The sequence below is a fragment of the Streptomyces sp. NPDC048484 genome (genome assembly GCF_040651415.1).
Classification (GTDB): Bacteria; Actinomycetota; Actinomycetes; order Streptomycetales; family Streptomycetaceae; genus Streptomyces.
The window spans coordinates 83347-107670 of the sequence record NZ_JBEZJY010000035.1; the positions used below are offsets into that span (position 1 = coordinate 83347).

Below are 24324 nucleotides of genomic sequence, written 5' to 3' on the forward strand. Positions count from 1 at the left end.
AAGTGGGAACTGCGTACTGCTGGTGATGCGAACTGCTCAGCGGCCTGTGACGGCACCGCTCTTCGGCAGCCAGCCCCGTCGCCCGTCCTGCGTCTGCTCTGGCTTGGAACCCCACTGCCGAACCTCCCGGTGCGCGCGTCCGCAGCCGACGCCTTCACCGAGGTGCTGCTCACTGACTCCACTGCTGGGTACCGCGAACTGCACTTACGGGTACTGCCACGGCGGCCCCTGATCACTGCGGGCCACCCGGTCCGGTCGCCAGTCCCGTCGCCGTCCTGCAACCGCTCTGGCTTCGGAACTCCGCCACCGCACCGTCCTGCGAACTGCACCTGCGGATACTGCTCTGCCCGGCAGTTCGTGTCTGCCAGGCCCTGCTGTCTCTCTGGGCTACGAGAAAACTATAACCACGCCCCAGAGGCAATGTCTACTCCGGCAAACACAGATTTCCGCGCGTTCGACGGTGAGGTAGTCGGCCTCGAACAGTGATGAGGACGCGTACGACCGTGCCGTCGGGGTCGGTCCGGTAGAGCGAGCCCGCGCCGTGGGTGCCGTCGTAGGCCATGCTGCCCGCCCAGAAGCGGCCGGCGGGGTCGGCGACGGCGTCGTTCATCCGGCTGGCTGGGGACCGGGGTACGGTCCTCGGGCCGGTCCAGCCATTCGAGTGTGCCGTCGGCGGTGAGCAGCGCGATGCCGGTGCCCGCGGCGGCGATCCATGTGCCCGGCCGGTCGCCGACCGGTGCGACGGCACCCAACGGCATGTCGTCCGCGCCAGTTGACGCGGAGCCGACGGGTCGGTGTCGTCGTGAGTTCGTACGCGCCGTCGACGACGACCGCCGCCGGTACTGACGTGGATGCCATGATCAGTCCTCCTGGTCAGCGAATGGTCGTGCCCTCGGGCTGGTCGAACAGGCCGAGTTCGTCCTGCGTAGGAAGGCCCTCCCAGTCGCCCCGGGTGGCGACGGCGAACGCCGCGGTGGTGACGGCCCGGTGCAGCCGGGCGGGGATGTCCGCGCCGTGGAGGTGTCCGGACAGGTATCCGGCCACGAACGCGTCGCCCGCGCCGACCAGATCGACCGCGTCGACCTGTCGTGCCGCGCAGTCGGTCGCGCCCTCGGCGGTGAACGTGGTCGCTCCGCGGGCACCCCGCTTGATGACCACCTCGGTGACGCCGGCGGCCAGAACGCTGTGCACACCCTCGGATTCGCCAGCCCCGGGCCGTTCCAGCACCAGCGGCAGCTCGTCCTCCGAGGCGATGAGCAGGTCGGTGCGGGCCAGCAGTGGCCGCAGCGCTGTGCGGGCGCGGTCCGAAGTCCACAGCCGGGAGCGGTAGTTGACGTCGAGGCACACGGTGATGCCGGCGTCGCGGGCGGCCGTGACGGCGGCCAGGGCGGTCTCGGCCGCCGAGGCGCTGAGCGCCGGTGTGATGCCGGTCAGATGCAGGATGCGGGGTCCCGGATCCAGCGCGGGCAGTACGTCGGCCGGTGAGAGGGCCGAACCGGCTGAATCGGCACGGTAGTAACTGACGCGCGTGAGTGTGCCCAGGCGGGGCTCCGTCAGCAGCAGTCCCGTGGGACGGCCGGTGTCGTCGGTGACCGCGTGGGCGGTGTCGATGCCCTCGGCCCGCAGGGTGCGCAGTACCAGCGCGCCGAGTTCGTCCGCGCCGACCCGGCCGGCCCAGCGCACCCGGTGCCCGAGCCGGGCGAGACCGATCGCGACGTTGGACTCGGCTCCCGCCACGGACAGGCCGAGGCTGCCGCCGAGCCGCAGGGCGGCATGGGCGCGCAGCGCCGCCATCGTCTCGCCGAAGGTCACCACTTCGGGCGGGGCCTGGTGATCGGGTGTCGTCACGGCGTCTCCCCTGCGGCCACCCTGCGGAACGCGGCCGCGCGGGCGCGGAGCCGGTCCAGGTCGCCGCCGTCGGCCGCGTCCCCCACGAGGGGGGAGCCGACGCCGACGGCGATGGCACCCCGGTCCAGGTAGTCGCGGGCGGCCTGTGCGTCCACACCGCCGACGGGCACGAAGGGCACCTCGGGGAAGGGGTCGCGCAGGGCCCGCAGATAGCCGGGGCCGCCGAGCGAGCCGGGGAAGAGTTTGATCGCGTCGGCGCCCCGCGCGAGGGCGGCTTCGATCTCGGTCGGTGTCAGGGCGCCCATGAGTACGGGGATGCCGAAGGCCTCCAGTCCGTCGACCAGTGCCGGGGTGACGAGGTAGGACGCGCCGGCGTCCACGGCGCGGGCCGCGTCCACGGCCGAGCGCACGGTGCCGGCGCCGAGGAGTGCGTCGGGGCCCAGTTCGGCGCGCGCCTGCCTGATCACGGTCAGGGCGTCGGCGCTGGTCAGCGAGACCTCGACGGCCGCGATGCCCTCCTCGGCAAGGGTGCGTACGGTACGCAGGGCCGCGGCGGGATCCTTGCCGCGGACGATCGCCAACAGGCGGTGGGCTCGAAGCGATTCCACCAGGTTCACCAGGTTCATGGGAGCAAGCTTTCCTTGTGCGCGGGGTTCGGGGTCGGCCTAACGGTGGTCACCACTCGGTGAACGCACCGTCGGCGCCCCGCCATATGGGGTTGCGCCAGCAGTGTCCGGTCTCGGCGGCGTGTCGTACCGCCGGTAGCCGAAGTACTCGTTGAACCCGATCACGTCCGCGAGGTCGAAAGCGAGGTCGGCCGCCGACGGCTCGTCGAGCTGTTCGAGGCAGCGGCCCGCCACGACTGCGAGGTCATCGTGTCCTCGTGGGAGTACCAGCAGTCCCCCAGCTTCGCCGACACCGACACCTGGCACCGCGCCGAGACCGTGGCCGAAGCCCTCGCCGCGCTGCTCGGCGCCTCACGTCCGGCTTCCACGGCGTCGTCCTGACCTCCAACGCGGCCCCGCACCACCCCATGTGGCACACCGACCGGGACTGGATGCGGAGAGTCAACGCCCGTGTCACCGCGGGCTGACGGAGAGGGGCCTGAGAGAAGTCGGTGGCGACCACACGTGCCTGTGTGCGGGACCGGAGAAGCCAGGTCCCGCGCGCCGACGGGCGCGACTCTCACCCTCCCGCCCTCCCCTGCCTGTCAGGCTGCTTCACGGGGTGAGCTCATAAGGGCCGCGCACCGGATAGTAGGCCTCCAGGAAGCCGCTGAGAGCGGCCTGTTGCGAAGCCGCCTCCTCCTCACCGGAGACCGTGTCGTTGAGGCAGAACACATGTCGGTCGCGCCGGGCCAGCAGGCTGTCCAGGCGGGCCGTGAGCGCGGGATGGGAGAGGTCGAGGTAGGCGTAGCGCAGCCGGCCGGGGACGGCGCGCGCGGTGAGGAAGGCGTAGTAGTGGTGCAGGGCCGAGACGATCGACAGGTCCTCGGGGCTGCGCAGCCGGTGGCCGGCGGTGGCTCGGTGTTCCAGCGGGAAGCGCGCCTCGATCTCGTACAGCACGCTGCGTCGCAGCGCGTGCGGGGTGTGCTTCATCTTGTGGCTGATCACCGTGCCGAAAGCAGCTTCCAGGAGGGCGCGGTTGTTCTTGCCCGCAGCCGCGACCGGCACGTCGCCCGCGCACGGCGGACCCGGCGGGATGAGCACCGTCGAGGGGAAGAACTTGGTCAGGCCGTTGGCGAGGAAGAAGTCCTGCGCCGTGGTGAGACGCCCGAGCAACACGTCGTCGTTGAAGTACAGGAAGTGCTCCGACAGTCCGTCGATGTGGTGGAGCTGGCTCTCGATCGCCTGGGAGTTGAACGTCGGAAGCAGGCTCGGATCGCTGAAGATCTCCTTGTGGCCGATCACGCGCAGCCCGGGCACGCTCGTGTCCAGCCAGGAGGGCACCTGTTCGTCGGTGACCAGGTAGATGGTCCGCACCCAGGGGGCGTACTGGCGCAGGGAGCGCAGTGAGTAACGCAGTTCGTCGCGGTCGAGGAACCGGGCGGAGTTCGCGGCCTCCTCGTGGTACCCCGGCCCGGCGCAGGCCGCTCGGCTCCGTAGCCACTCGGGATCGCTGCCGTCGACCCAGGTGTACACGACATCCACCGGAAACCTGATGTCATCGGGAGCGGGGTGGGCGAACTCGTCGCGGGTGCGCACGGTGGGCAGAGGGGCGGCTGCGGGTGCGAGCCAGGTGAAGAAGGAGTCGGACGCGCGCACCTCCGTGCCGTGACGCGGCACTTCCTCGGCCTTTCGGTTCCGGCGCGGGGCAACCAGCAGGTCCGCCTCGGACGTCCAGAACTCCACGTCGCAGCCGTACGTCGGGCCCAGTGTCAACAGCCCTCGCCGGTCGCTGTAGTACCAGGTCACCCGGATGACGTCGGCCGACGCGAGCCGGCGCCAGGTCGCGTGCCGGAAACCCGGCCGGGTACGCCACTGACGGTCCGTCGCGCAGACGTATCCGGGCCGGGTACGGCATGCCTCCTCCAGCGCGTTCAGGGCCGCCTGCCTGTCGTCGGCGGCGACGGCCACCACCGCGGCGCTGTGGCTGCGTCCGCGGACGCAGAAGTAGTCGATGCCCGCGCTCCGCAAAGCCGCCCGCACGGCAGCCGAGTTGGCGTTGCGAACCCACAGCGGCGACACGTCGTCCCGTACGGTCACGATCTTCGGTACGTCACGCACCAGGCGGACGGCCTGGTCCTGCCCCGCGCCGGCACGGGCCGTCCGGCGAGCCGCACGGGCCGCGCGCACGATGCCCAGGACGTGCCGTGGGCCGGGTACGGCGGTGAGGCACCGCTTCACCCGGCTCCGCGCCCCGGCGGACGTACCGGTCACCACGACCCGCCGGACCCGGGCCGGCAGGACACGGCGGTACAGACGCACCAGCGGCGACCTGTCGGGCCCCCGTCGCAGGACATGGGCAGGGACCTGGCGCGAAGGGGGCACCACCGGGTGGAGCTCGTGTCGCGACGACGCGGTCCCGAACATGGCGCGGCCTCCTCGTGCTCCAGCCGGCTGGTGATCCACCCGGCTCGCCACCCACTGTGCCGTCGGGGACTGCTCCGCGCCGCGGGCTCCCAGGTCCCTCGATCCCTGCCGAACAGGCCTCATTGCGGGGGCCGTTCGGCCAAGGATCACGCGCCTGGTGTCCCGTGGTGGATCCCGGAGGCCTCGTGGTCGAGGCCGGGGAGACCGCCCCCGGGTCACTGGGCCGCCAGACCGTGGCTTCGGAACTGGTCGCGGACGCGGTCGACCAGTGCCGCGTCGGGAACCGGGGTGTCCTGCAGTGGGAAGGGGATGTTCAGGGCGTCGTACTTGGCGGCACCGAGCTTGTGGAACGGCAGGACGTCGATCCGTTCCACGCCCGCGAGACCCGACAGGAAGCGGGCGAGCCCGTCGACGGCCTCGGGATCGTCGGTCCAGCCCGGCACCAGGACGTAGCGGATCCACATGCGTGAGCCGAGCCGGTCCAGGCGTGTGGCGAAATTGAGGGTGGGGACGAGTTCGCCGCCGGTCAGCTTGCGATACGTGGCGATGTCGAAGGACTTGATGTCCAGCAGCACCAGGTCGGTGTCGGCGAGGAGTTCGTCGGTGGCACGGGCGCCGAGGAAGCCGGAGGTGTCGAGTGCGGTGTGCAGACCGGCCTCCTTGCAGCGGCGCAGCACAGCGGCGGTGAAGGCGGGTTGGAGCAGGGGCTCGCCGCCGGTGAGGGTGACTCCGCCGCCGGCCGTCGTGATGAACGCCCGGTACTTGTCGATCTCCTCCATCACCTCGTCGACCGTGGCCGGCCGCCCGTCGCGCATGTGCCAGGTGTCGGGGTTGGCGCAGTACAGGCAGCGCAGCGGGCAGCCGCTGACGAAGAGGACGAACCGGGTCCCGGGGCCGTCCACGCCGGTGGACAGGTCCCAGGAGTGGATCCGGCCGGTCACGCGGTCGGTGGCGGTGTTCACAGCGATCCGTGGAAGGTACGGCTGATCACGTCGAGCTGCTGCTCGCGCGTCAGGCGGACGAAGTTGACGGCGTACCCGGAGACCCGGATCGTCAGTTCGGGGTACTTCTCCGGGTGTTCCATGGCGTCTTCCAGCGTGGCCCGGTCCAGCACGTTGACGTTCATGTGGAAGCCGCCCGCCGACGTGTAGGCGTCGAGGATGCCGACCAGATGGCCCGCGCGCTCCTCGGGGACGTGGCCGAGCCCTTCCGGGGTGATGGTCGTGGTCAGGGAGATGCCGTCGCGGGCCTGCTCGTAGGGCAGCTTGGCCACCGACAGCGCGGAGGCGGCCACCCCGTGGCGGTCGCGGCCGTTCATGGGGTTGGCGCCGGGCGCGAAGGGCTCTCCGGCGCGGCGGCCGTCGGGGGTGTTGCCGGTGTGCTTGCCGTAGACGACGTTCGAGGTGATGGTCAGCACCGACTGCGTGTGCTCGGCGTTCCGGTAGGTCGCGTGCTCGCGCACCTTGGCCATGAACGACTCCACCAGACCGACGGCGAGTGCGTCCGCGCGGTCGTCGTTGTTGCCGTACGCCGGGAACTCGCCTTCCACCTCGTAGTCGACGGCCAGCCCGGTCGCGTCCCGGATCACCTTGACGCGGGCATGCTTGACGGCCGAGAGGCTGTCGGCGGCGACGGACAGGCCGGCGATGCCGCAGGCCATGAAGCGGTGCACGGGGTGGTCGTGCAGGGCCATCTCGATGCGTTCGTAGGCGTACTTGTCGTGCATGAAGTGGATGACGTTGAGCGTGTTGACGTACGTGCCCGCCAGCCAGTCCAGCATGCGGTCGTACGCCGCCGACAGCTGCTCGTACTCCAGGTACTCGCCGGTCAGTGCGGGCGTCGCGGGTGCGATCTGCTCGCCGTTCATCTCGTCCCGGCCGCCGTTGATCGCGTACAGCAGCGCCTTGGCGAGGTTGACGCGGGCGCCGAAGAACTGCATCTGCTTGCCGACCGCCATCGCGGAGACACAGCAGGCGATCGCCGTGTCGTCGCCGGTGCACGGTCGCATCAGGTCGTCCGACTCGTACTGGACGGCGCTGGTGTCGATGGACACCTGGGCGCAGAACATGCGGAAGCCGAAGGGCAGTCGGGGCGACCACAGCACGGTCAGGTTGGGCTCGGGGGCGGGGCCGAGGTTGTACAGGGTCTGCAGGAAGCGGAAGGACGTACGGGTGACCAGAGGGCGTCCGTCGTCTCCGACGCCGCCGATGGACTCCGTCACCCAGGTCGGGTCGCCGGAGAACAGCGCGTCGTACTCGGGGGTCCGCAGGAACCGTACGATCCGCAGTTTGATCACGAAGTCGTCGATCAGCTCCTGGGCACGGGACTCGTCGAGGGTTCCCTCTTCCAGGTCCCGCTGGAGGTAGACGTCCAGGAAGGTCGACGTGCGGCCGAGTGACATGGCCGCCCCGTTCTGCTCCTTCACCGCGGCCAGGTAGCCCAGGTAGAGCCACTGCACGGCCTCACGCGCGGTGGCCGCGGGCCGGGAGACGTCACAGCCGTACGTCGCCGCCATCAGGGCCAGTTCGCTCAACGCCCTGAGTTGTTCGGCGAGTTCCTCACGGTCGCGGATGACGTCCGAGGAGGACGGTTGGGCGTCCAGCAGGGCTCGTTCGGCCCGCTTTGCCTCGATCAGCCGTGTGGTGCCGTACAGGGCGACGCGCCGGTAGTCACCGATAATCCGTCCGCGGCCGTAGGCGTCGGGCAGCCCGGTGATGATCCCGGCCTTGCGGGCGGCCCTCATCACGGGGGTGTAGGCGTCGAAGACGCCGTCGTTGTGGGTCTTGCGGTAGGTCCCGAAGACCTTCGTCACGAAGGGGTCGGCCTCGTAGCCGTACGCCTTCAGGCTGTTCTCCACCATGCGCAGACCGCCGTTCGGCATGATCGCGCGCTTGAGCGGGGCGTCGGTCTGCAGGCCGACGATCAGCTCGCGTTCACGGTCGATGTACCCGGGTGCGTGCGAGGTGATCGTGGAGGGGGTGGCGGTGTCGACATCGAGGACGCCCTTGCGGCGTTCTTCGGGGAAGAGCGCGCTGACCTTGTGCCAGACCGCGCGTGTGCGGTCGGTGGGACCCGACAGGAACGACGCGTCGTCCTCGCAGGGCGTGTAGTTGGCCTGGATGAAGTCGCGCACGTCGATGCGCTCACGCCATCCGCTTCCGGCGTACCGCCGCCAGGCATTGGCGGTACGGGGGCCGACAGTCACCGTCGCGGTCATCACAGGTCCTCTCGATGGGCCTTCGTCTCACAGTCGATGCTCGTCGGCCGGGGTGATCGCGGGGAGTGCCGGACAGTGCATGCGCGGGTCCCGTCCAGCCCCCGTCCGCCGGGACCTTCGGTCCCGCTGCGTTCCGTGCCAGGTGTTCTCCCGCTAAGCACGAAGGCGGGGCCGCGGCGGACGCTCAGCCGAAGGAGAGTCCGCCGCGCCAGGGCGGCAGTCACAGCCTGCCTTCCCGGGTGCCCGCGGTCGGCGTCCCCGGGTGATCGACCTGCGCGGGCGCGGCTGCGCCGCTCAGTCGTGCGGCACCACGACGACGGGACAGCCGACGTGATGCAGCACGGCGTGCGTGACCGGACCCGTGTGGGCGCCGGGTCGGTTCCCGCTCGTGCGGCGGCCCACCACGAGGAGTCCGGCGTCCTTCGTGGCGTGCACCAGTGCGGGCGCGGCCCGGCCTTCGGTCACCGCCTCGGTCACGGACACGGTCGGGTACTTGTCCCGCCAGGGGCGCAGCGCCGCGGCCACCGCTCGTTCCTCGGCCGCCTGTGTCTCCGGTCCGGGCGCCGGAGGTGGCGAGGCGACGGGTCCCGCGGTCTCTGACGGATCGGACACGGGTCGGGACGGCATCGTGAAGGTGTGGACCACTCGCAGGCCGGTTTCGCGCCGCCGGGCGGCGTCGAACGCGAACGCGATCAGTTCGTCGCATGGATGCCCCACGTCCAGTCCGAGCACGACGGCGCGGTAGGGCGTCCGGGGAATCTCCTCAGGTGCGACGCCGTCCACAGCCGGCAGGTGTTCGTCGGCCGCGCTCCGCCGTGCCCGCACCAGGACCACGGGCCGCTCGGACCGGGCCACCACCCGCTGGGACACGGACCCCGTCACGAAGCCCCCCAGGGCGCCCAGGCCGAGGGAGCCGAGAACCAGGACGTCCGCCTTCAGAGCGGGCGCGACCAGGGCGGCGACCGTCGCCTCACAGACGAGGTGCTCGTCGATCCGGAGACCGGGATGGGCCGCGCGGACACTGCCGACGGCCTCCAACAGGGTCTGTTCGGCCCATTCGCGCTCGGTGCGGCCGAGGGGGATGTTCGGCCCGGGGCGGGGATGACCGCGCCAGGCGTGCACGATGCTGAGCCCGGTTTCCCGGCGCTCCGCCTCCTCGGCTGCCCAGTGCGCGGCTGCGAGACTCGCGGGCGTTCCGTCGACGCCCACTGCGATGTTGCGAAGCATGACGCATCCTCCCGAACCTGCGGATCTGCGGACCTGCTGTCGGCTTCAGGCTCCTCCGGTGGTGACGGACGGCCAAGGGTCGTACGGCCCTCGTTCGGGCCCCTTGGGCCCAGAGGTTGGGCGCGGTGGAGTGGCGGAGCATCCGCGCGGGGGCCTACCGGCCCAGGAACCGGGACTGCCGGCACCTCGCCGCGGGCAGCCCGCGGCCCGACGCTGGGATCACCACGCCCCAAGCTGAGGAGCGCACTGTCATGGCTCGTTACGTGTACGACTTCACGGAGGGCGGCCGTGACATGGCCGACCTGCTCGGCGGCAAGGGCTCGAACCTGGCCGAGATGACCCGGCTCGGTCTGCCGGTGCCCCCCGGGTTCACCATCACCACGGAGGCCTGCCGGGCCTACCTGGTCTCCGGCGGCGAGCCCGCCGGCATGTCGGCTGAGATCTCCGAGCACCTGTCGGCGGTCGAGACCGCGGCGGGCCGGCTGCTGGGCGGCCCGGACGACCCGCTGCTGCTGTCCGTCCGCTCCGGCGCGAGGTTCTCCATGCCCGGCATGATGGAGACGATCCTCGACATCGGCCTGAACGACGAGTCCGTAGTGGGCCTGGCCAAGGTCTCCGGCAGTGAGCGCTTCGCCTGGGACTCCTACCGCCGCCTCCTGCAGATGTTCGGCAGCACGGTCATGGGTGTCGACTCCTCCCGCTTCGAGCAGGCCATCGCCCAGCTCAAGGAGGAGCGCGGCGTTCCCGACGACGTGCACCTGGAGGCCGACGACCTCGCCCGCCTCGTGGAGACGTACAAGAACCTGATCCGTCTGGAGACCGGCGAGTACTTCCCGCAGTCCCCCGCCGAGCAGTTGAGCCGGGCGGTCCTGGCCGTCTTCGAGTCCTGGAACGGTGAACGCGCCCGTCTGTACCGGCGGCGCGAACACATCCCCGACGACCTGGGCACCGCCGTCAACGTGCAGTGCATGGTGTTCGGCAACCTCGGGCCGGACTCCGGCAGCGGTGTCGCCTTCACCCGCGATCCGGCCACCGGGCACCTCGGACTGTACGGCGACTACCTGCCCAACGCACAGGGCGAGGACGTCGTCGCCGGCATCCGCAACACCGTGCCCCTGTCCGAGCTGGAGCGGTTGGACGCCACATCGTACGCACAACTGCGCACGCACATGCGGACCCTGGAGCGGCACTACCGCGACCTGTGCGACATCGAGTTCACCATCGAACGCGGCACCTTGTGGATGCTCCAGACCCGGGTCGGCAAGCGCACCGCCGAGGCGGCTTTCGCCATCGCCACGGCGCTCGCCGACGAGGAGCTCATCACACCGGACGAGGGCCTCGCCCGGGTGAGCGGGGAAGGTCTGGCGCGGTTGATGTTCCCGCGGTTCGACGCCTCCGCGACCGGCACCGCGCTCGCCCACGGTATCCCGGCCTCGCCCGGTGCCGCCGTCGGCGTGGCGGTCTTCGACTCCGCCGAGGCCGTGCGGCGTGCCGCGGCCGGCGAGCGGGTCGTCCTCGTCCGCCAGGAGACCACCCCCGACGACCTGCCCGGCATGATCGCCGCCCAGGCGGTGCTCACCAGCCGTGGTGGCAAGACGAGTCACGCGGCCGTCGTCGCCCGCGGCATGGGCAAGGTGTGCGTGTGCGGCGCCGAGGAACTCACCGTGGACACCGCGGCCCGCCGCTTCACAGCCCCTGACGGCACCGTCGTCGAGGAGGGCACGGTCCTCTCCGTCGACGGCTCGGCCGGCGCGGTGTTCCTTGGATCGGTGCCGCTCGTGGACTCGGCAGTCATCCGGTTCCTGGAGGACGGCCACCGGGACGCGGACGAGGACGATGTGGTCGACGCGGTGGCTCGCGCCCTGGCCCGGGCCGACGCGGTCCGGCGCCTGGAGGTGCGGGCCAACGCCGACACCCCCGAGGACGCCGCTCGGGCACGTCGCTTCGGGGCGCAGGGCATCGGACTGTGCCGCACGGAGCACATGTTCCTCGGCGCGCGTCGCAAGCTGGTGGAGGAGATGATCCTCGCCCGCACGGACGCCGAGCGCGATCGGACGCTCGATGCTCTCCTGCCGCTCCAGCGGGAGGACTTCATCGGCATTCTCGAAGCCATGGACGGCCTGCCGGTCACCATCCGCCTCCTGGACCCCCCGCTGCACGAGTTCCTCCCCGACCGTACGGAGCTGGCGGTGCGGATAGCCACCGCCGAGGCGCACGGGGACCTGCCGTCGGCGCACGAGGTCGAGTTGTTGACCGCGGTGACCCGCATGCACGAGGAGAACCCGATGCTCGGCCTGCGCGGCGTACGCCTCGGACTGGTGATTCCGGGCCTGGTCGCCATGCAGGTCCGGGCGATCGGTGAAGCCGTCGCCGAACGCCTGCGGGCAGGGGGCACTCCGCGGGCGGAGATCATGGTTCCGCTCGTGGGGGACGTCCGCGAACTGCGGATCGTCCGAGAGGAGGTTCAGCGGGTACTGGCCGACGTCTCCGAGAAGGCCGGCGTCCCCGTCAGCTGCCCCGTCGGGACGATGATCGAACTTCCCAGGGCCGCGCTGACGGCGGGGCGGATCGCCGAGGAGGCCGAGTTCTTCTCCTTCGGCACCAACGACCTGACCCAGACCACCTGGGGTTTCTCACGCGACGACGTCGAGGCGGAGTTCTTCTCCGCCTACCTCGACCAGGGCGTGTTCCCCGTCTCCCCGTTCGAGACGCTCGACCTGGCCGGTGTCGGCCGGCTGGTCGAGATCGCCGTGGCCGAGGGCCGTGCCGCCCGGCCGGAGCTGAAGATCGGCGTGTGCGGGGAGCACGGGGGCGATCCCGACTCCGTGCACTTCTTCCACACCGCCGGCCTGGACTACGTCTCCTGCTCGCCGTTCCGGGTGCCGGTGGCCCGCCTGGAGGCCGGGCGGGCGGCGCTCGACGGGGCCGACGTGAGTGACAGCAGATAACCGGGGTCCCTTGCCGTTGCCCACAGGGCCGGACGGCCCTGTGGGCAACGCCGAGGCAGGCAGCAGTCTTGAGGCGCTGCCGGAACAATCGCAAGGAGTGGAACACATGACTGCCAACGAAATCGACGGCCGCGACACCACCGCCACCGTCCGGGTGCGGGCCGAGGGCGACGTGGACGAGGAGTCCCTCGCCTACCTCAGGGAGAAGGTCGTGGCCGTTGTGGGCCGTCCCGGTCTCCCGCCCGCCAGGGGCGAGGTGCGCGTCGTCAGGGACGCGGCCCACCACGTCGGGCTGCCCTGGTCCGCGGGCGCCGAGATCCGGATCGGGAGCGACTTGGTCGTCGTCCACGCCCGGGAGGCGAGCGCCCGGGAACTCGCCGACCGGTTGCACGACCGGCTGCGCGAGAACACCGAACGCGTCGCCCACCGCGGCGCCGTGAGCCGCAGGACGGCCCCGCCACCCCCGTGGCGTGGCGGTCCGGAGCAGTAGGGGCGTGCCGCGACCGGTCCGGCAGGGAGAGCGGACCGGTCCGGCCACACACCCCTTACGCCGTGTCCGTGAAGGAGAGAGCACCATGACATCCCACACCGTCGCCGAAGTGATGACCGAGGACGTCGTGCAGGTCCGCCGGACGACGCCCTTCAAGGAGGTCGTCCGGCTGCTCGACGTGCACCGGATCAGCGGACTGCCGGTGGTCGACGGGGACGACAAGGTGCTCGGCGTGGTCTCCGGCACGGATCTGATACGCACCCAGGCATCTCGGGCCGACCACTGCTCGGCCCGCGCCGTCACGGCGGCGGACCTGATGACGAGTCCGGCGATCACCGTGCACCCGGAACAGACCGTCCCGGACGCGGCCCGGCTGATGGAACGCCGTGGCGTCGAGCGGCTGCCCGTGGTCGACGAGGAGGACCGTCTCATCGGTATCGCCACCCGCCGTGATCTCCTGCGGGTCTTCCTGCGTACCGACGCCGACATCCGCCGCCAGGTGACCGAGGAGATCGTCGTCGGCTCCCTGGGGCTGCGGGACGAAGCCGTCCTCGTCTCCGTCCGCGCCGGTGTCGTCACCCTCGACGGCCGCGTGAACCTGCGCAGTCAGGTCCCGGAGGCCGTCCACGCGGCGTGGCGGCTGGAGGGTGTCGTCGGCGTGGTGAACGGTCTGACGTTCCGCTTCGACGACTGCTCGCCGAGCGCCGCTACCGGGGAGCCCGGGGCCCTGTGACTCCTCTGAAGGACACCCGCATCCCCTGGTGGCGCGGGCGCATCCCGTGGTGGCGCGGGCTGACAGGCCCTACCGGTCCGGGCCGGACGGCCTTGGAAGAGGACCTTCGGCGCCTACGGCAGGAGCGTGGCCCCCAGGACAGTTGGAGGCAAGGAGCGGTGCCGCCCCAGGCGCCGCTCCCGTCCCTACGCCGCCGTACACGCACGGCTGCCCACCGCCGCGTTCCCACGGCGAACCCGACTCCGGAGGCACCCCTCATGACCCGACACGACTCCGGCACCGAAGCCACGGTCGGCGCCGAGGCCCCCTCCGACACCACGGTCGCTGTGGACCGGCTGGTCACGGCCGGCCTCAAGGCACTCGCCGACTACGAGTCCCTCACCCAGGAGCAGGTCGACCACATCGTGAAGAAGGCCTCGGTCGCCGCCCTGGACCAGCACACCGCGCTGGCCCTTCTGGCCGTCGAGGAGACCGGGCGGGGCGTCTTCGAGGACAAGGCGGCCAAGAACATGTTCGCGTGCGAGCACGTCACGCACAGCATGGGCCCCATGAAGACCGTCGGTGTCATAGCCCGCGACGACATCGAGGACATGGTCGAGATCGCGGAGCCGGTGGGCGTCGTCTGCGCCGTCACACCCGTCACCAACCCGACCTCCACCACGATCTTCAAAGCGCTGATGGCGCTGAAGACCCGTAATCCGGTCGTGTTCGCCTTCCACCCCTCCGCGCAGCGGTGCAGCGCCGAGGCGGCCCGGATCGTACGCGACGCGGCCGTCGCAGCCGGCGCGCCGGAGCACTGCGTCCAGTGGATCGAGGCGCCGTCGGTCGAGGCGACCAGCACGCTGATGCGGCACCCGGGCGTCTCGCTGATCCTCGCCACCGGCGGCAACTCCATGGTGAAGGCCGCCTACTCGGCGGGCAAGCCCGCCCTGGGCGTCGGCGCGGGCAACGTCCCCGCCTACGTGCACAGGAGCGCGAAGCTGCGCCGGGCCGTCAACGACCTGGTGCTGTCGAAGGCGTTCGACAACGGCATGATCTGCGCCTCCGAGCAGGCCGTCATCCTCGACACCGAGATCCACGACGCGGCACTCGCCGAGTTCCGTACCCTGCACGCCCACCTGGCCACCCCGCAGGAGAAGGCGAAGCTGGAGACGTTCCTGTTCCCCTCCGCCGGCGGCTCGAACGCCGGCTGCGAACCCAAGGTCAACGCCGCGGCTGTCGGCCAGAGCCCGGTGTGGATCGCCGAGCACGCCGGGTTCTCCGTACCGGAGGACACCTCGGTCATCCTGGTGCGTGTCGAACGGGTCGGCCCGGACGAGCCGTTGACCCGGGAGAAGCTGTGCCCCGTCCTGGCCGTGCTGCGGGCGAAGGACGAGCGCCACGGCTTCGACCTGGCAGCCGACATGGTCGCCTTCCACGGCCAGGGCCACAGCGCCGTCATCCACACCGAGGATCCCGCCTTGGCGGAGGCGTACGGCATGCGCATGAAGACCGTACGGATCATCGTCAACGCCCCCTCGTCGCAAGGCGCCATCGGCGGCATCTACAACGGCCTGCTGCCGTCGCTGACCCTCGGCTGCGGCTCCTGGGGCAGCACGTCCGTGTCGAACAACGTCTCCGCCGCGCAGCTGCTCAACGTCAAACGGGTCTCCACCCGCCGCAACAACCTGCAGTGGTTCAAGGTTCCGCCGAAGATCTACTTCGAGCCGCAGGCCATTCGCTATCTGACCTCGATGCCGGACGTGCACCGCGTCACCATCGTCACCGACGCGACCATGACCCGGCTCGGCTTCGTCGACCGGATCACCCGTGTCCTGCAGCAGCGCCGTGACTCAGTCACCCTGCAGATCATCGACAACGTCGAACCCGAGCCCAGCATCGACTCGGTGCAGCGCGGCGCCCGCCTCATGCGGGACTTCCGCCCCGACACGATCATCGCGCTCGGCGGCGGCTCCCCCATGGACGCGGCGAAGGTCATGTGGCTGTTGTACGAGCAGCACGCGCTGGGCAACGAGATCGACTTCGCGGACATGCGGCAGAAGTTCTCCGACATCCGCAAGCGGGCTTTCCGGTTCCCGACCCTGGGGAAACTCGCCCGCCTGGTGTGTGTGCCCACCACCTCCGGCACCGGCGCCGAGGTCACCCCCTTCGCCGTCATCTCGGACCCGGCCACCGGCAAGAAGTACCCGCTGGCCGACTACGCGCTCACCCCCAGCGTGGCCATCATCGATCCTCTCCTGACCACCGCTCTGCCTCCGGCCCTGGCCGCCGACAGCGGCTTCGACGCACTGACCCACGCCATCGAGTCGTATGTGTCCGTCTACGCCAACGACTTCACCGACGGCCTCGCCCTGCACGCCATCCGGCTGGTCTTCGATCATCTCGAGGCGGCCGTCAACGACCGCGCCGGGTCGCCCGAGGCGCGGGAGAAGATGCACAACGCCGGCACCATCGCCGGCATGGCGTTCGGCAACGCCTTCCTCGGCATCGTCCACGCCATGTCGCACACCCTCGGCGCCACCTTCCACGTCGCTCACGGCCGCACCAACGCCGTCCTGCTGCCGCACGTCATCCGCTACAACGGCGCCGTCCCGACCAAGCTCACCGGCTGGCCCAAGTACGAGAGCTACCGAGCCCCGGAACGCTTCCAGGACATCGCCCGCACCCTCGGCCTGTCCGCCGCCAGTCCGGACGAGGGCGTGGAATCCCTCGCCGTCGCCGTGGAGCGCCTGCGGGACGCGATCGGCATCGAGCCGTCGTTCCAGTCACTGGGCATCGACGAGAAGACCTTCCTGGAGGCCCTCCCCCAGCAGGCGCTCAACGCCTACGAGGACCAGTGCGCCCCTGCCAACCCTCGCATGCCCATGCTGGACGACATGCGGGAGATCATGCGCACCGCGTACTACGGCTGAACTCGCGGCCTGCGCCGGTGGCCGGGGTCCTCGGCCGGGACAGCGATGCGTCGGCCGACCGACGTGGGCCGTACAGCGACCCGCGTTGGGCCGAAGAGCCCCAGATGGGGTCGAGCGGCCTGTCGCCTCCGCACTCCGGCGGGCCCAGTCTGGAATCAGCGGACGGCGCTCGACCCAAGCCGTCGGCAGAACCGTGCACACGGCCACCGGAGTCCCGGCCCCGCATCGGCGCAGGCCGGCGACGACGGTGCCGCTCCACCACGCGTCGGCCGACCGTGGCCGCATGTATGAAAGGAACCGGAACCATGACCAACCTCACCCTGGCCGCGGGCCTCCCGGTCGAACACCGCGAGCGGCTGATGCGAACAGCCCGCGAAGTATCCTTCGAGGTGGGTGCTCGCCTGTTCGAGGAGGGTCGGCGTGCCGACCGGTTCTGGATCGTCCGGACCGGGTCCGTCGCTCTCGACCTGCACGTTCCCGGACGGCGCGCCGCCGTCATCGAGTCGCTGGGCCACGGCGAACTGGTCGGCTGGTCCTGGCATTTCGCTCCCTTTACGTGGCAACTCGGCGCCGAGACCACCACTCCGGTGCGCGCCTACGAGTTCGACGCGAGCGCCGTACGGGCGATGTGCGCCGACGATCCGGAGTTCGGTCGCGCGGTCGCGGCATGGGTCGGCCGCGTGGTCGCCCACCGGCTGCACGCCGCCCGGATCCGGCTGCTCGACCTCTACGCCCCGTACGGCAGCGGGAGCAGAAACATCTGAGAGAGCCGGCCGGTCACCCGGACCGACCACCCGACCTGACCGTCGGCGGCATCCGAGATCCCAGGAGAAAGGCAGGAGACACCATGCCTGTCAGCCCGCACATCGTCAGTGATGTCATGACGCACACCGTCGTGGCCGTGGGCCGCGACGCCCCCTTCAAGGACATCGTCCAACTCATGCAGCAGTGGAAGGTCAGCGCCCTTCCCGTACTGGAGGGCGAGGGGCGCGTCATCGGCGTCGTCTCCGAGGCCGACCTGCTGCCCAAGGAGGAGTTCCGGGACAGCGACCCGGACCGGTACACCCAGCTGCGTCGCCTCTCCGACCTGGCCAAGGCGGGAGGTCTGACCGCCGAGGAGCTGATGAGCACGCCGGCCGTCACCGTCCACGCCGACGCCACTCTGGCGCAGGCCGCCCGCATCATGGCACAGCGCAAGGTCAAGCGGCTGCCCGTCGTCAACGACGAGGGCATGCTCGACGGCGTGGTCAGCCGAGCAGATCTGCTGAAGGTCTTTCTGCGCACGGACGAGGACATCGCCGCGGAAGTCCGTGCGGAGGCCGTGTGGAGCCTCTTTCCCGCGCCGATCGAACCCATAGACATCGAGGTTCTGGACGGCGTGGTGACTCTGACCGGACGGATCCGCGACACCTCGCTGGTACCCGTCGCGGCCCGTCTGGTGCGCGCGGTCGAGGGTGTCGTCGACGTCGAGTGCAATCTTTCGAGCGGCTTACGGAGAGATGTGGCGCAGTGAAAGCGGCGAACACGTAGCGCGAGGGCACTCCAGGTAGGGACGGCCGGTGGGTCACCGGCCGTCCCTACCTGGAGCGTGCGAGCAGGTCGCGCGCCCCTCCCGGACCGATCGGGCAAGTCGGCGGAGCCCTGGGACTCCGTTGTGACTGTGACGCGCTCTCCGGCTCCTGTAAATACCGGGTGGGTCGTTCCTGGCCGAGCTCGCCGCCGGTACGGGCACGAGTACGTCACGTCGGGCCGGAGCGTCGAGGTGAAAGCTGATCTCCTGCGGTGGTGCTGCTTGGCTCCCCGGCGGATTGCGACCTGCTGTCGTCGGGGCGCAGGTCGTAGACGGTGATCCGCAGTTGAGCGATGGCCCGGTCGAGTTCGGCGACTCCGTTGAGCAGGCGACGGCGGGCCGCCTCGTCGGTCACACACGAGGCGGCGCCGTGCAGGTCCAGGCCTGCGGCGAAAAGCTGACGGATCACGGTGTCGGTGAGTCGCGCGGCGATCCGGTCCCGGTCGGTCATCTGGTGGAGCTGGTTCTGCAGGGCGGTGGTGTGTTCGTGGGCACGGCGGATCCGTTCGCGCAGGCCGTGGGCGGCGAGCAGAATCACGGCGCCGAGCGCGGTCCAGAGCACCACGCGGCGTGCCAGAGTCGTAGGCGGCGCCGACTGCACCACTGAGATGATCACTTCCGCCAGCACGATCGTCACCAGGACGCACACCGATTCCCATCGGTGGTGAAACAGCACCGACCACACCAGCGGGAGCAGCAGCACGGTGCCCACGCCGGAGGCCGTTCCCGAGGAGAGGACCAGCTCCAGCATGGAGGCCGCGTAGAGCAGCGGTATTGCCACAGCCACCCAGACCGGCAGTCGGGCCCACGGCACCGCGAACGCGGCGAGGACCACGACCGTGAGCAGCACCGCGGCGACGCCCATGTGGTGCCACGACGCCAGCCCGCCACTCGGCAGCAGCACACTCACCATCGCCACCACGGACACCACAACGAACGGCAGCAGCCGTGCTCGTAGACCCGCGCGAGTGAACGGCGCGACCTCGATCCCGTCGGCGACCGGATCCATGATCGAGCCGCCTGCGGCCCGGCTCGGCCCCTCCGGAGCCGGCGCTCCGGGCAGAGCGGCATTGGTCACGTCGACGAACACGGAGTCCGCCTCGTTCATCGACCGGTCCGGTCTGGGTCAGGAGACGGCGGCTGAGGTGCCCGGTACATGCTGGTCGTTGTCACTGTCACGGGCACGAGCGACGCCTCCAAGCCTCGGCCGGACGCGGGACCGACAGGACAGCAATCCGGAGCAAGCACCGAGCACCGCTATGCACCCTGCGGCCTGCGGCCTGCGGCCTGCGGTCAGATTACGCCCGCGATCGGTAGCGCGTACCGTGGACCGAGCGGATGAAGTGCTCGATGGCGCCGAACAGTTGCGCGAGCCGCTGTCGGCCACCGCGCCGATGCGGCCATGTGCGCCCCTGGAATTGTTCCTATGCTCCTTTCCCCCACCCTCCGAGCACGACCTTGAGCGCGCCTGTCTCAGCGGCGTTGCCGAAGACGTCGTACGCCTCCTGCATTCCATCGAGGGGGAAGGTGTGGGTGATCAGCTGTGAGGTGGGCAGCCGGCCCGCTGCCGCCATCCGCAGCAGGGTGGGGGTGGAGTGGGTGTCCACCAGGCCCGTGGTGATGGTCACGTTCTTGATCCAGAGGTCTTCCAGGTGCAGGGTCGCGGGTTTCCCGTGCACGCCCACGTTGGCGACGTGACCGCCGGGCCGCACCATACGAGTGCAGAGTTCGAAGGTCTCAGGCACGCCGACCGCCTCTATGACGACGTCCGCGCCCAGCCCATCGGTCAGGTCGGCGATCATCTGTTCGGGTGCCTCCCGGGCGTTGACCACGGCGTCGGCGCCGAGCTTCCGGGCGGCCTCCAGCCGAGTGCCGGCCACGTCCACGGCGACGATCCGTTCGGGCGCGAACAGCTGAGCGGTGGCTATGGCCGCCAGTCCGATGGGGCCCGCCCCGACGACGGCGACGGTGTCTCCGGGACGGACCCGGCCGTTCAGCACGCCCACCTCGTAGGAGGTCGGGAAGATGTCGGCCAGCAGCACGGCGTCCTTGCTGGTGACCGTGCCGGGCAACGGGTGCACGGAGAGGTCGGCGTACGGGACGCGGACGTATTCGGCCTGGGTGCCGTCGATCAGGTGGCCCAGGATCCAGCCCCCGCCGCCGCGGCACTGGCCATACATGCTCTCCCGGCAGAAACGACACCGCCCGCAGGCGCTGATGCAGGAGACCAGGACCCGGTCCCCCGGCCGCACGGTGCGCACGTCACCGCCGACCTCGACGATCTCGCCGACCGCCTCGTGCCCCAGGATCGTGCCGGGGCGGACCTCGGGCACGTCGCCCTTGAGGATGTGCAGGTCGGTGCCGCAGATGGTGACGGCGTCGACGCGCACGATCGCATCGGTGGCTTCCTTGATGACCGGATCCGGCACCTGCTCCCAGGCGGCCTGTCCGGGTCCGTGGAAAACATAGCCCTTCATGTGCTGCTCACCTTCTCGCTTCGCAGCGGGGGCCTGTCCCGTGGACCGCCCCGATGGGCGGAGCCGGGGCCGGCATGACGCCGGGACCGCGCCCCACAGGTCCAGCTTGTTCGAGAGCGCGGGAATCCGCTTGGGCCGGTCGGCCCACCGAAAACGGCCGACCGTGACGTTCCGGAGAACGGCGTCTCCTGGGACGCGGGGGCCGATGGGCCCCTCTCCCACGGCCAAGGCGGGCCCGGTCGGCCCTCGGACTCCGTCTCATAGGCCCCTGCCGTTCGCTGCTCCGCGCTGCAACCGTCGAAGGGGCACGCGGACGGACGAGGAGGTGTCGACGATGCGCGAAAGTACGGGTACGGGTACGGGTATGGGGGCGAGCACGCGGCTGTGGCGGTGGCGGAGCAATCCGCTGCGACGCCACGACGATGTAGTCGAGGGCTGGGTCATGCTTGTGGTGTGGACGGTCGTTCTTGTCGGGGGAACGCTCGCCGGCCTGGTGACGGCGAGCGCTGCCGACCAGGCGTTCGCACAGGAGCGCACCGAACGGCACGCCGTCACGGCTGTCGTGCTCTTCGACGTTCCGCGGAGCACGACCTCGGAATCGGACTCATACCGGGCGTCGGCCAAGGTCCGCTGGACGATCCCCGACAGCACCGTCCGGACCGGGCGGGCGCTCGTGAGCGCAGGCGTGCGGGCCGGGTCGACGACCACGCTCTGGCAGGACGACCGCGGCGCACTCACCCCCGAGCCGGCGAGCGCCTCCGAAGGCGCCGTCGAGGCTGGTTTCCTGGGTGTCCTCGCCGTGCTTGCCCTGGCCGGCATCGCCTTCGGCGCCGGCGCCCTCGCACGGGGGCACCTGGACCAGCGGCGCTTCGACCAGTGGGATCGGGAGTGGGAGCTGGTCAGCCCGCAGTGGAACCAGCGAGCCGGCTGACCGGCTGACCCGGATACCTGTCCTGTCCTCCTCCTGTCCTCCTACTGTCCTCTCCTGTTCCCTTCCAGGGGCACACTCTGTCCCTTCCAGAGGCGCACCGGGCCCCGGTAAAGGGCCGTTCGGCCCTGGGGGCCGGCACCCGGCCGGGCGCACGGTGAGGGCATGAGGACACGCCCGCGGATAGCCGTCATCGGTGTCGGCAACGACTTCCGGGGGGACGACGGCGTGGGCTGGGCGGTCCTGGCCCGGGTGCGTGAGCGGGCCGAGAACGTCCCGCTGCCTCCCGGCACCGTGCTGGCCACCTGCGACGGCGACCCGGCACGGCTGATCGGGCTGTGGGAGGGTGCCGATCTCGCCGTGGTCGTGGACGCGGCCCACGCTCACCCCGGCACCCCGGGCCGGGTCCACCGCATCGCGCTCGACGCCCAGCGCCTGGACCGGTCGCGAACGACCAGCTCCCACGGCCCGGGCTGGGAGAGGCCTGCGAACTCGCCCGCGTCCTGGGGCGGTTGCCCGGACGGCTCGTCGTCTACGCGGTGGAAGGTGCCGACGACTCCATGGGCGCCGGTCGCTCCCCCGCCGTCGCGGCCGCCGTGGGGCCACTGGCCGACTCGGTCGAGGCGGAACTCGTCCGGTACTCGCAGACGCCGTCCGGGGGCGAGCGATGAGCGTGCGGCGCTTCGAGGTGCACGGGACCGTGCAGGGCGTCGGCTTCCGTCCCTTCGTGTACCGCACCGCCGAGGCCCTCGGCCTGGACGGCTGGGTCGCCAACATCGACGGGCATGTGGAGGGCGAGGTGGTGGGAGAACCGGGTGTCATCGGGGAGTTCGCCACCCGTCTCAGTACGCACGCCCCCGCCCTGGCCCGCGTCCGGCGGGTCGATCTGCTGGCCGGGCAGGGCAGTCCTGGCAAGGGTTTCCAGGTGCGCGGCAGTTCGCCCGGTCACGCCGGAACAGCGTCGTGCGAGATACCTCCGGACGCGGGCATCTGCGACGCCTGTCTCGCGGAGCTGTACGACTGCGCCGACCGCCGGTACCGCTACCCGTTCATCAACTGCACCGACTGCGGTCCCCGCGCCACCATCATCGAGGACCTGCCCTACGACCGCGTCCGCACCACCATGCGGCGCTTCCCGCTCTGCGCGGCGTGCGCGGCCGAGTACGGCGACCCGGGCAACCGCCGCTTCCACGCCGAACCCGTCGCCTGCCCCGCCTGCGGGCCGCAGCTCGCCTGGGACGATCTGCACGGCGAGGACGCACTACGGGCGGCGGTCAGGACGATCGCCGACGGCGGCATCGTCGCGCTGAAAGGGCTCGGCGGCTATCAACTGGTGTGCGACGCCCGCGACTCCGCGGCCGTCGCCGAACTGCGGCGCCGCAAGGACCGCCCGGCGAAGCCGTTCGCGGTCATGGTGCGGGACGTCGGGGCCGCGACACGGCTGGCCGGTGTCAGCGGTACCGAGCGCGCCGCGCTGATCTCGCCGGCCCGTCCGATCGTGCTCCTGTCGCCGCGCCGACAGCACGGCATCGCACCGGCGGTCTGTGCCGGCGTGCCACGTCTCGGGCTCTTCCTGCCCGCCACCGGCCTGCACCGCCTTCTTCTCGACGAGCCGGCCCCGCCCCTGGTGGTCACCAGCGGCAACCTCGGCGACGAGCCCCTCATCGTCGACGACGCCGAGGCCCGCACCGCGCTCGCCGCCGTGGCCGACGGCTTCCTCGCGCACGACCGGCCGGTCCGGGCACGCTACGACGACTCGGTGGTGCAGATCACCGGCCGGACACGGATCACGATCCGCCGGGCGCGTGGGCTCGCCCCCGCTCCCCTGCCCGTGACCGTGGCACCACCGATCGTGGGCGCCGGCGCCCAGCTCAAGCACACCTTCACGCTCGCCGCCGACGGCCGGGCCCATCTCGCGGCGCATACGGGCGTCCTGGCGGATGTGGCGACGTACGACGCGTTCCGCCAGTCGTACGACGACCTCGGACGGCTCCTCGGCATCGAACCGGTGGCCGTCGCACACGACTTGCACCCCGGTTATCTGTCCACGCGGTGGGCCCAGGCGCAGCCGCTGCGCCGCATCGCCGTGCAGCACCACCACGCCCACGTGGCGGCCGTCGCCGCCGAGCACGGAGTCCGTGGCAGGTTCCTCGGGATCGCCTACGACGGGCTGGGCCTCGGTGACGACGGCACTCTGTGGGGCGGCGAGTTCCTCGTCGCCGACCTGAGCGGCTACCGGCGCGTGGGCAGGTTCGCCACCGCTCCCCTGCCCGGCGGTGACTCGGCCGTACGCCATCCTTCACGGACCGCTCTCGGTCACCTGCTGGGCGGCGAACCACTGGGATCTCCGCGGCCCTACCCGTGGCTCACGCGGCCCTTCACCGACCGGCTAGATCCGGCCGAGGTGGCTGCCGTACGCACCATGGTCGCCCGGGGCGTGAACTGTCCGCGCGCGTCCAGCGCGGGACGCCTGTTCGACACGGTCGCCTCGTTGCTCGGGCTGGTGGACACCGTGCGGTACGAGGGTGAGGCGGCCGTGCGCCTGGAGGCCGCGGCGGGCACCGTGCAGGCCGTGCCGCTCGCGCACCGTGTGGTGCGGTCGAACGGCCTGTGGGTGTACGACTCCGCGCCGACCCTCGCCGACCTGCTGGCCCGGCAGGCGAACGGCGAGTGCGTCGCCACTCTGGCGGCGGCCTTCCACCTCACGCTCGCCCTCGTCACCGCAGAGATGGCAGGGCGGGCCGTCAAGGAGGGGGCGCCGCGCATCGTGTGCCTGGGCGGCGGCTGCTTCGTCAACCGCCGGCTGCTGACCCAGGTGCGGCGGCGCCTGCGCGCACAGGGGCTGAAGGTACTGGTCGGCGGCGAGGTCCCGGTCGGCGACGGCGGCATCAGCTACGGCCAGGCCGCGATTGCCGCCGCCCGGCTCTCGAGGGAGAGGTGAG

18 protein-coding genes and 2 pseudogenes are annotated in these 24324 nt (G+C 71.0%); 10 read left to right on the plus strand and 10 right to left on the minus strand.

Annotated elements, in window-relative coordinates:
* Positions 1–487: 487 nt before the first annotated feature.
* The 4 genes and pseudogenes from AB0D14_RS30955 to AB0D14_RS30970 all read right to left on the minus strand — a co-directional run.
* Positions 488–772, minus strand: a pseudogene (locus AB0D14_RS30955) (SMP-30/gluconolactonase/LRE family protein); the annotation flags it as partial.
* Between the two features lie 101 nt (positions 773–873).
* Positions 874–1848, minus strand: a complete 975-nt coding sequence (locus AB0D14_RS30960) for a sugar kinase (RefSeq protein WP_362785765.1) — start codon at positions 1846–1848, stop codon at positions 874–876.
* Positions 1845–2465, minus strand: a complete 621-nt coding sequence (locus AB0D14_RS30965; RefSeq protein ID WP_362785819.1) for a bifunctional 4-hydroxy-2-oxoglutarate aldolase/2-dehydro-3-deoxy-phosphogluconate aldolase — start codon at positions 2463–2465, stop codon at positions 1845–1847. The genes AB0D14_RS30960 and AB0D14_RS30965 overlap by 4 nt, the downstream gene beginning before the upstream one ends.
* Positions 2466–2513: 48 nt before the next feature.
* Positions 2514–2708 carry a hypothetical protein gene (locus AB0D14_RS30970; RefSeq protein WP_362785766.1) on the minus strand — a complete coding sequence of 65 codons (195 nt, stop codon included), beginning with the start codon at positions 2706–2708 and terminating at the stop codon, positions 2514–2516.
* 15 nt (positions 2709–2723) lie between these two features.
* Between AB0D14_RS30970 and AB0D14_RS30975 the strand changes: the two genes are divergently transcribed.
* Positions 2724–2855, plus strand: coding sequence for a hypothetical protein (locus AB0D14_RS30975; RefSeq protein WP_362785768.1), 132 nt, complete (start codon positions 2724–2726; stop codon positions 2853–2855).
* Between the two features lie 213 nt (positions 2856–3068).
* On the opposite strand, the gene AB0D14_RS30980 is transcribed toward AB0D14_RS30975, so the two are convergent.
* The 4 genes from AB0D14_RS30980 to AB0D14_RS30995 form a co-directional block, all read right to left on the minus strand.
* On the minus strand, positions 3069–4880 hold the full coding sequence (locus tag AB0D14_RS30980; RefSeq protein ID WP_362785770.1) for a stealth family protein: 1812 nt from the start codon (positions 4878–4880) through the stop codon (positions 3069–3071).
* 215 nt (positions 4881–5095) lie between these two features.
* Positions 5096–5842 (minus strand): pyruvate formate-lyase-activating protein, encoded by a 747-nt coding sequence (pflA, locus tag AB0D14_RS30985; RefSeq protein ID WP_362785771.1) that lies wholly within the window; start codon positions 5840–5842, stop codon positions 5096–5098.
* Positions 5839–8097, minus strand: coding sequence for a formate C-acetyltransferase (pflB, locus tag AB0D14_RS30990; RefSeq protein WP_362785773.1), 2259 nt, complete (start codon positions 8095–8097; stop codon positions 5839–5841). The genes pflA and pflB overlap by 4 nt, the downstream gene beginning before the upstream one ends.
* A gap of 294 nt (positions 8098–8391) precedes the next feature.
* Positions 8392–9324, minus strand: a complete 933-nt coding sequence (locus tag AB0D14_RS30995) for a universal stress protein (RefSeq protein ID WP_362785775.1) — start codon at positions 9322–9324, stop codon at positions 8392–8394.
* Positions 9325–9575: 251 nt separating this feature from the next.
* Between AB0D14_RS30995 and ppdK the strand changes: the two genes are divergently transcribed.
* The 6 genes from ppdK (at position 9576) to AB0D14_RS31025 (ending at position 17920) form a co-directional block, all read left to right on the plus strand.
* Positions 9576–12272, plus strand: coding sequence for a pyruvate, phosphate dikinase (gene ppdK, locus AB0D14_RS31000; RefSeq protein WP_362785777.1), 2697 nt, complete (start codon positions 9576–9578; stop codon positions 12270–12272).
* 106 nt (positions 12273–12378) lie between these two features.
* Entirely contained in the window at positions 12379–12762 is a 384-nt protein-coding gene (locus AB0D14_RS31005; RefSeq protein ID WP_362785779.1) for a hypothetical protein, read from the plus strand.
* A gap of 85 nt (positions 12763–12847) precedes the next feature.
* Complete coding sequence (locus AB0D14_RS31010) at positions 12848–13495, plus strand: CBS domain-containing protein (RefSeq protein WP_362785780.1); 648 nt, start codon at positions 12848–12850, stop codon at positions 13493–13495.
* A 257-nt stretch (positions 13496–13752) separates the two neighbouring features.
* Entirely contained in the window at positions 13753–16407 is a 2655-nt protein-coding gene (gene adhE, locus AB0D14_RS31015) for a bifunctional acetaldehyde-CoA/alcohol dehydrogenase (RefSeq protein ID WP_362785782.1), read from the plus strand.
* Positions 16408–16712: 305 nt separating this feature from the next.
* Positions 16713–17171: a cyclic nucleotide-binding domain-containing protein gene (locus tag AB0D14_RS31020; protein WP_362785784.1), complete on the plus strand. Its 459-nt coding sequence runs from the start codon at positions 16713–16715 to the stop codon at positions 17169–17171.
* A gap of 83 nt (positions 17172–17254) precedes the next feature.
* Positions 17255–17920 carry a CBS domain-containing protein gene (locus tag AB0D14_RS31025; RefSeq protein ID WP_362785786.1) on the plus strand — a complete coding sequence of 222 codons (666 nt, stop codon included), beginning with the start codon at positions 17255–17257 and terminating at the stop codon, positions 17918–17920.
* A gap of 226 nt (positions 17921–18146) precedes the next feature.
* On the opposite strand, the gene AB0D14_RS31030 is transcribed toward AB0D14_RS31025, so the two are convergent.
* Together AB0D14_RS31030 and AB0D14_RS31035 are read right to left on the minus strand one after the other, a co-directional pair.
* Positions 18147–19085, minus strand: coding sequence for a histidine kinase (locus AB0D14_RS31030; protein ID WP_362785787.1), 939 nt, complete (start codon positions 19083–19085; stop codon positions 18147–18149).
* 316 nt (positions 19086–19401) lie between these two features.
* Positions 19402–20454 (minus strand): zinc-dependent alcohol dehydrogenase family protein, encoded by a 1053-nt coding sequence (locus AB0D14_RS31035; RefSeq protein ID WP_362785789.1) that lies wholly within the window; start codon positions 20452–20454, stop codon positions 19402–19404.
* 334 nt (positions 20455–20788) lie between these two features.
* On the opposite strand from AB0D14_RS31035, the gene AB0D14_RS31040 reads away from it, so the two are divergent.
* The 3 genes and pseudogenes from AB0D14_RS31040 to hypF all read left to right on the plus strand — a co-directional run bounded on the left by AB0D14_RS31040 (position 20789) and on the right by hypF (position 24323).
* Positions 20789–21385 (plus strand): hypothetical protein, encoded by a 597-nt coding sequence (locus tag AB0D14_RS31040; RefSeq protein ID WP_362785791.1) that lies wholly within the window; start codon positions 20789–20791, stop codon positions 21383–21385.
* Between the two features lie 162 nt (positions 21386–21547).
* Positions 21548–22053, plus strand: a pseudogene (locus tag AB0D14_RS31045) (hydrogenase maturation protease).
* The gene (gene hypF / locus AB0D14_RS31050; RefSeq protein WP_362785793.1) at positions 22050–24323 is read left to right on the plus strand and encodes a carbamoyltransferase HypF; all 2274 of its coding nucleotides are present in this window, start codon (positions 22050–22052) and stop codon (positions 24321–24323) included. Before AB0D14_RS31045 ends, hypF begins: the two are co-directional and overlap by 4 nt.
* Position 24324 lies beyond the last annotated feature (1 nt).

Bases quoted from the DNA above. Each gene is read 5' to 3' on its own strand.
- AB0D14_RS31005 (WP_362785779.1), top strand. From the start codon at position 12,379: ATGACTGCCAACGAAATCGACGGCCGCGACACCACCGCCACCGTCCGG.
- AB0D14_RS30995 (WP_362785775.1), bottom strand. From the start codon at position 9,324: ATGCTTCGCAACATCGCAGTGGGCGTCGACGGAACGCCCGCGAGTCTC.
- ppdK (WP_362785777.1), top strand. From the start codon at position 9,576: ATGGCTCGTTACGTGTACGACTTCACGGAGGGCGGCCGTGACATGGCC.
- AB0D14_RS31025 (WP_362785786.1), top strand. From the start codon at position 17,255: ATGCCTGTCAGCCCGCACATCGTCAGTGATGTCATGACGCACACCGTC.
- AB0D14_RS31020 (WP_362785784.1), top strand. From the start codon at position 16,713: ATGACCAACCTCACCCTGGCCGCGGGCCTCCCGGTCGAACACCGCGAG.
- AB0D14_RS31010 (WP_362785780.1), top strand. From the start codon at position 12,848: ATGACATCCCACACCGTCGCCGAAGTGATGACCGAGGACGTCGTGCAG.
- AB0D14_RS31035 (WP_362785789.1), bottom strand. From the start codon at position 20,454: ATGAAGGGCTATGTTTTCCACGGACCCGGACAGGCCGCCTGGGAGCAG.
- AB0D14_RS30980 (WP_362785770.1), bottom strand. From the start codon at position 4,880: ATGTTCGGGACCGCGTCGTCGCGACACGAGCTCCACCCGGTGGTGCCC.
- AB0D14_RS31030 (WP_362785787.1), bottom strand. From the start codon at position 19,085: ATGAACGAGGCGGACTCCGTGTTCGTCGACGTGACCAATGCCGCTCTG.
- adhE (WP_362785782.1), top strand. From the start codon at position 13,753: ATGACCCGACACGACTCCGGCACCGAAGCCACGGTCGGCGCCGAGGCC.
- hypF (WP_362785793.1), top strand. From the start codon at position 22,050: ATGAGCGTGCGGCGCTTCGAGGTGCACGGGACCGTGCAGGGCGTCGGC.
- AB0D14_RS31040 (WP_362785791.1), top strand. From the start codon at position 20,789: ATGCGCGAAAGTACGGGTACGGGTACGGGTATGGGGGCGAGCACGCGG.
- pflB (WP_362785773.1), bottom strand. From the start codon at position 8,097: ATGACCGCGACGGTGACTGTCGGCCCCCGTACCGCCAATGCCTGGCGG.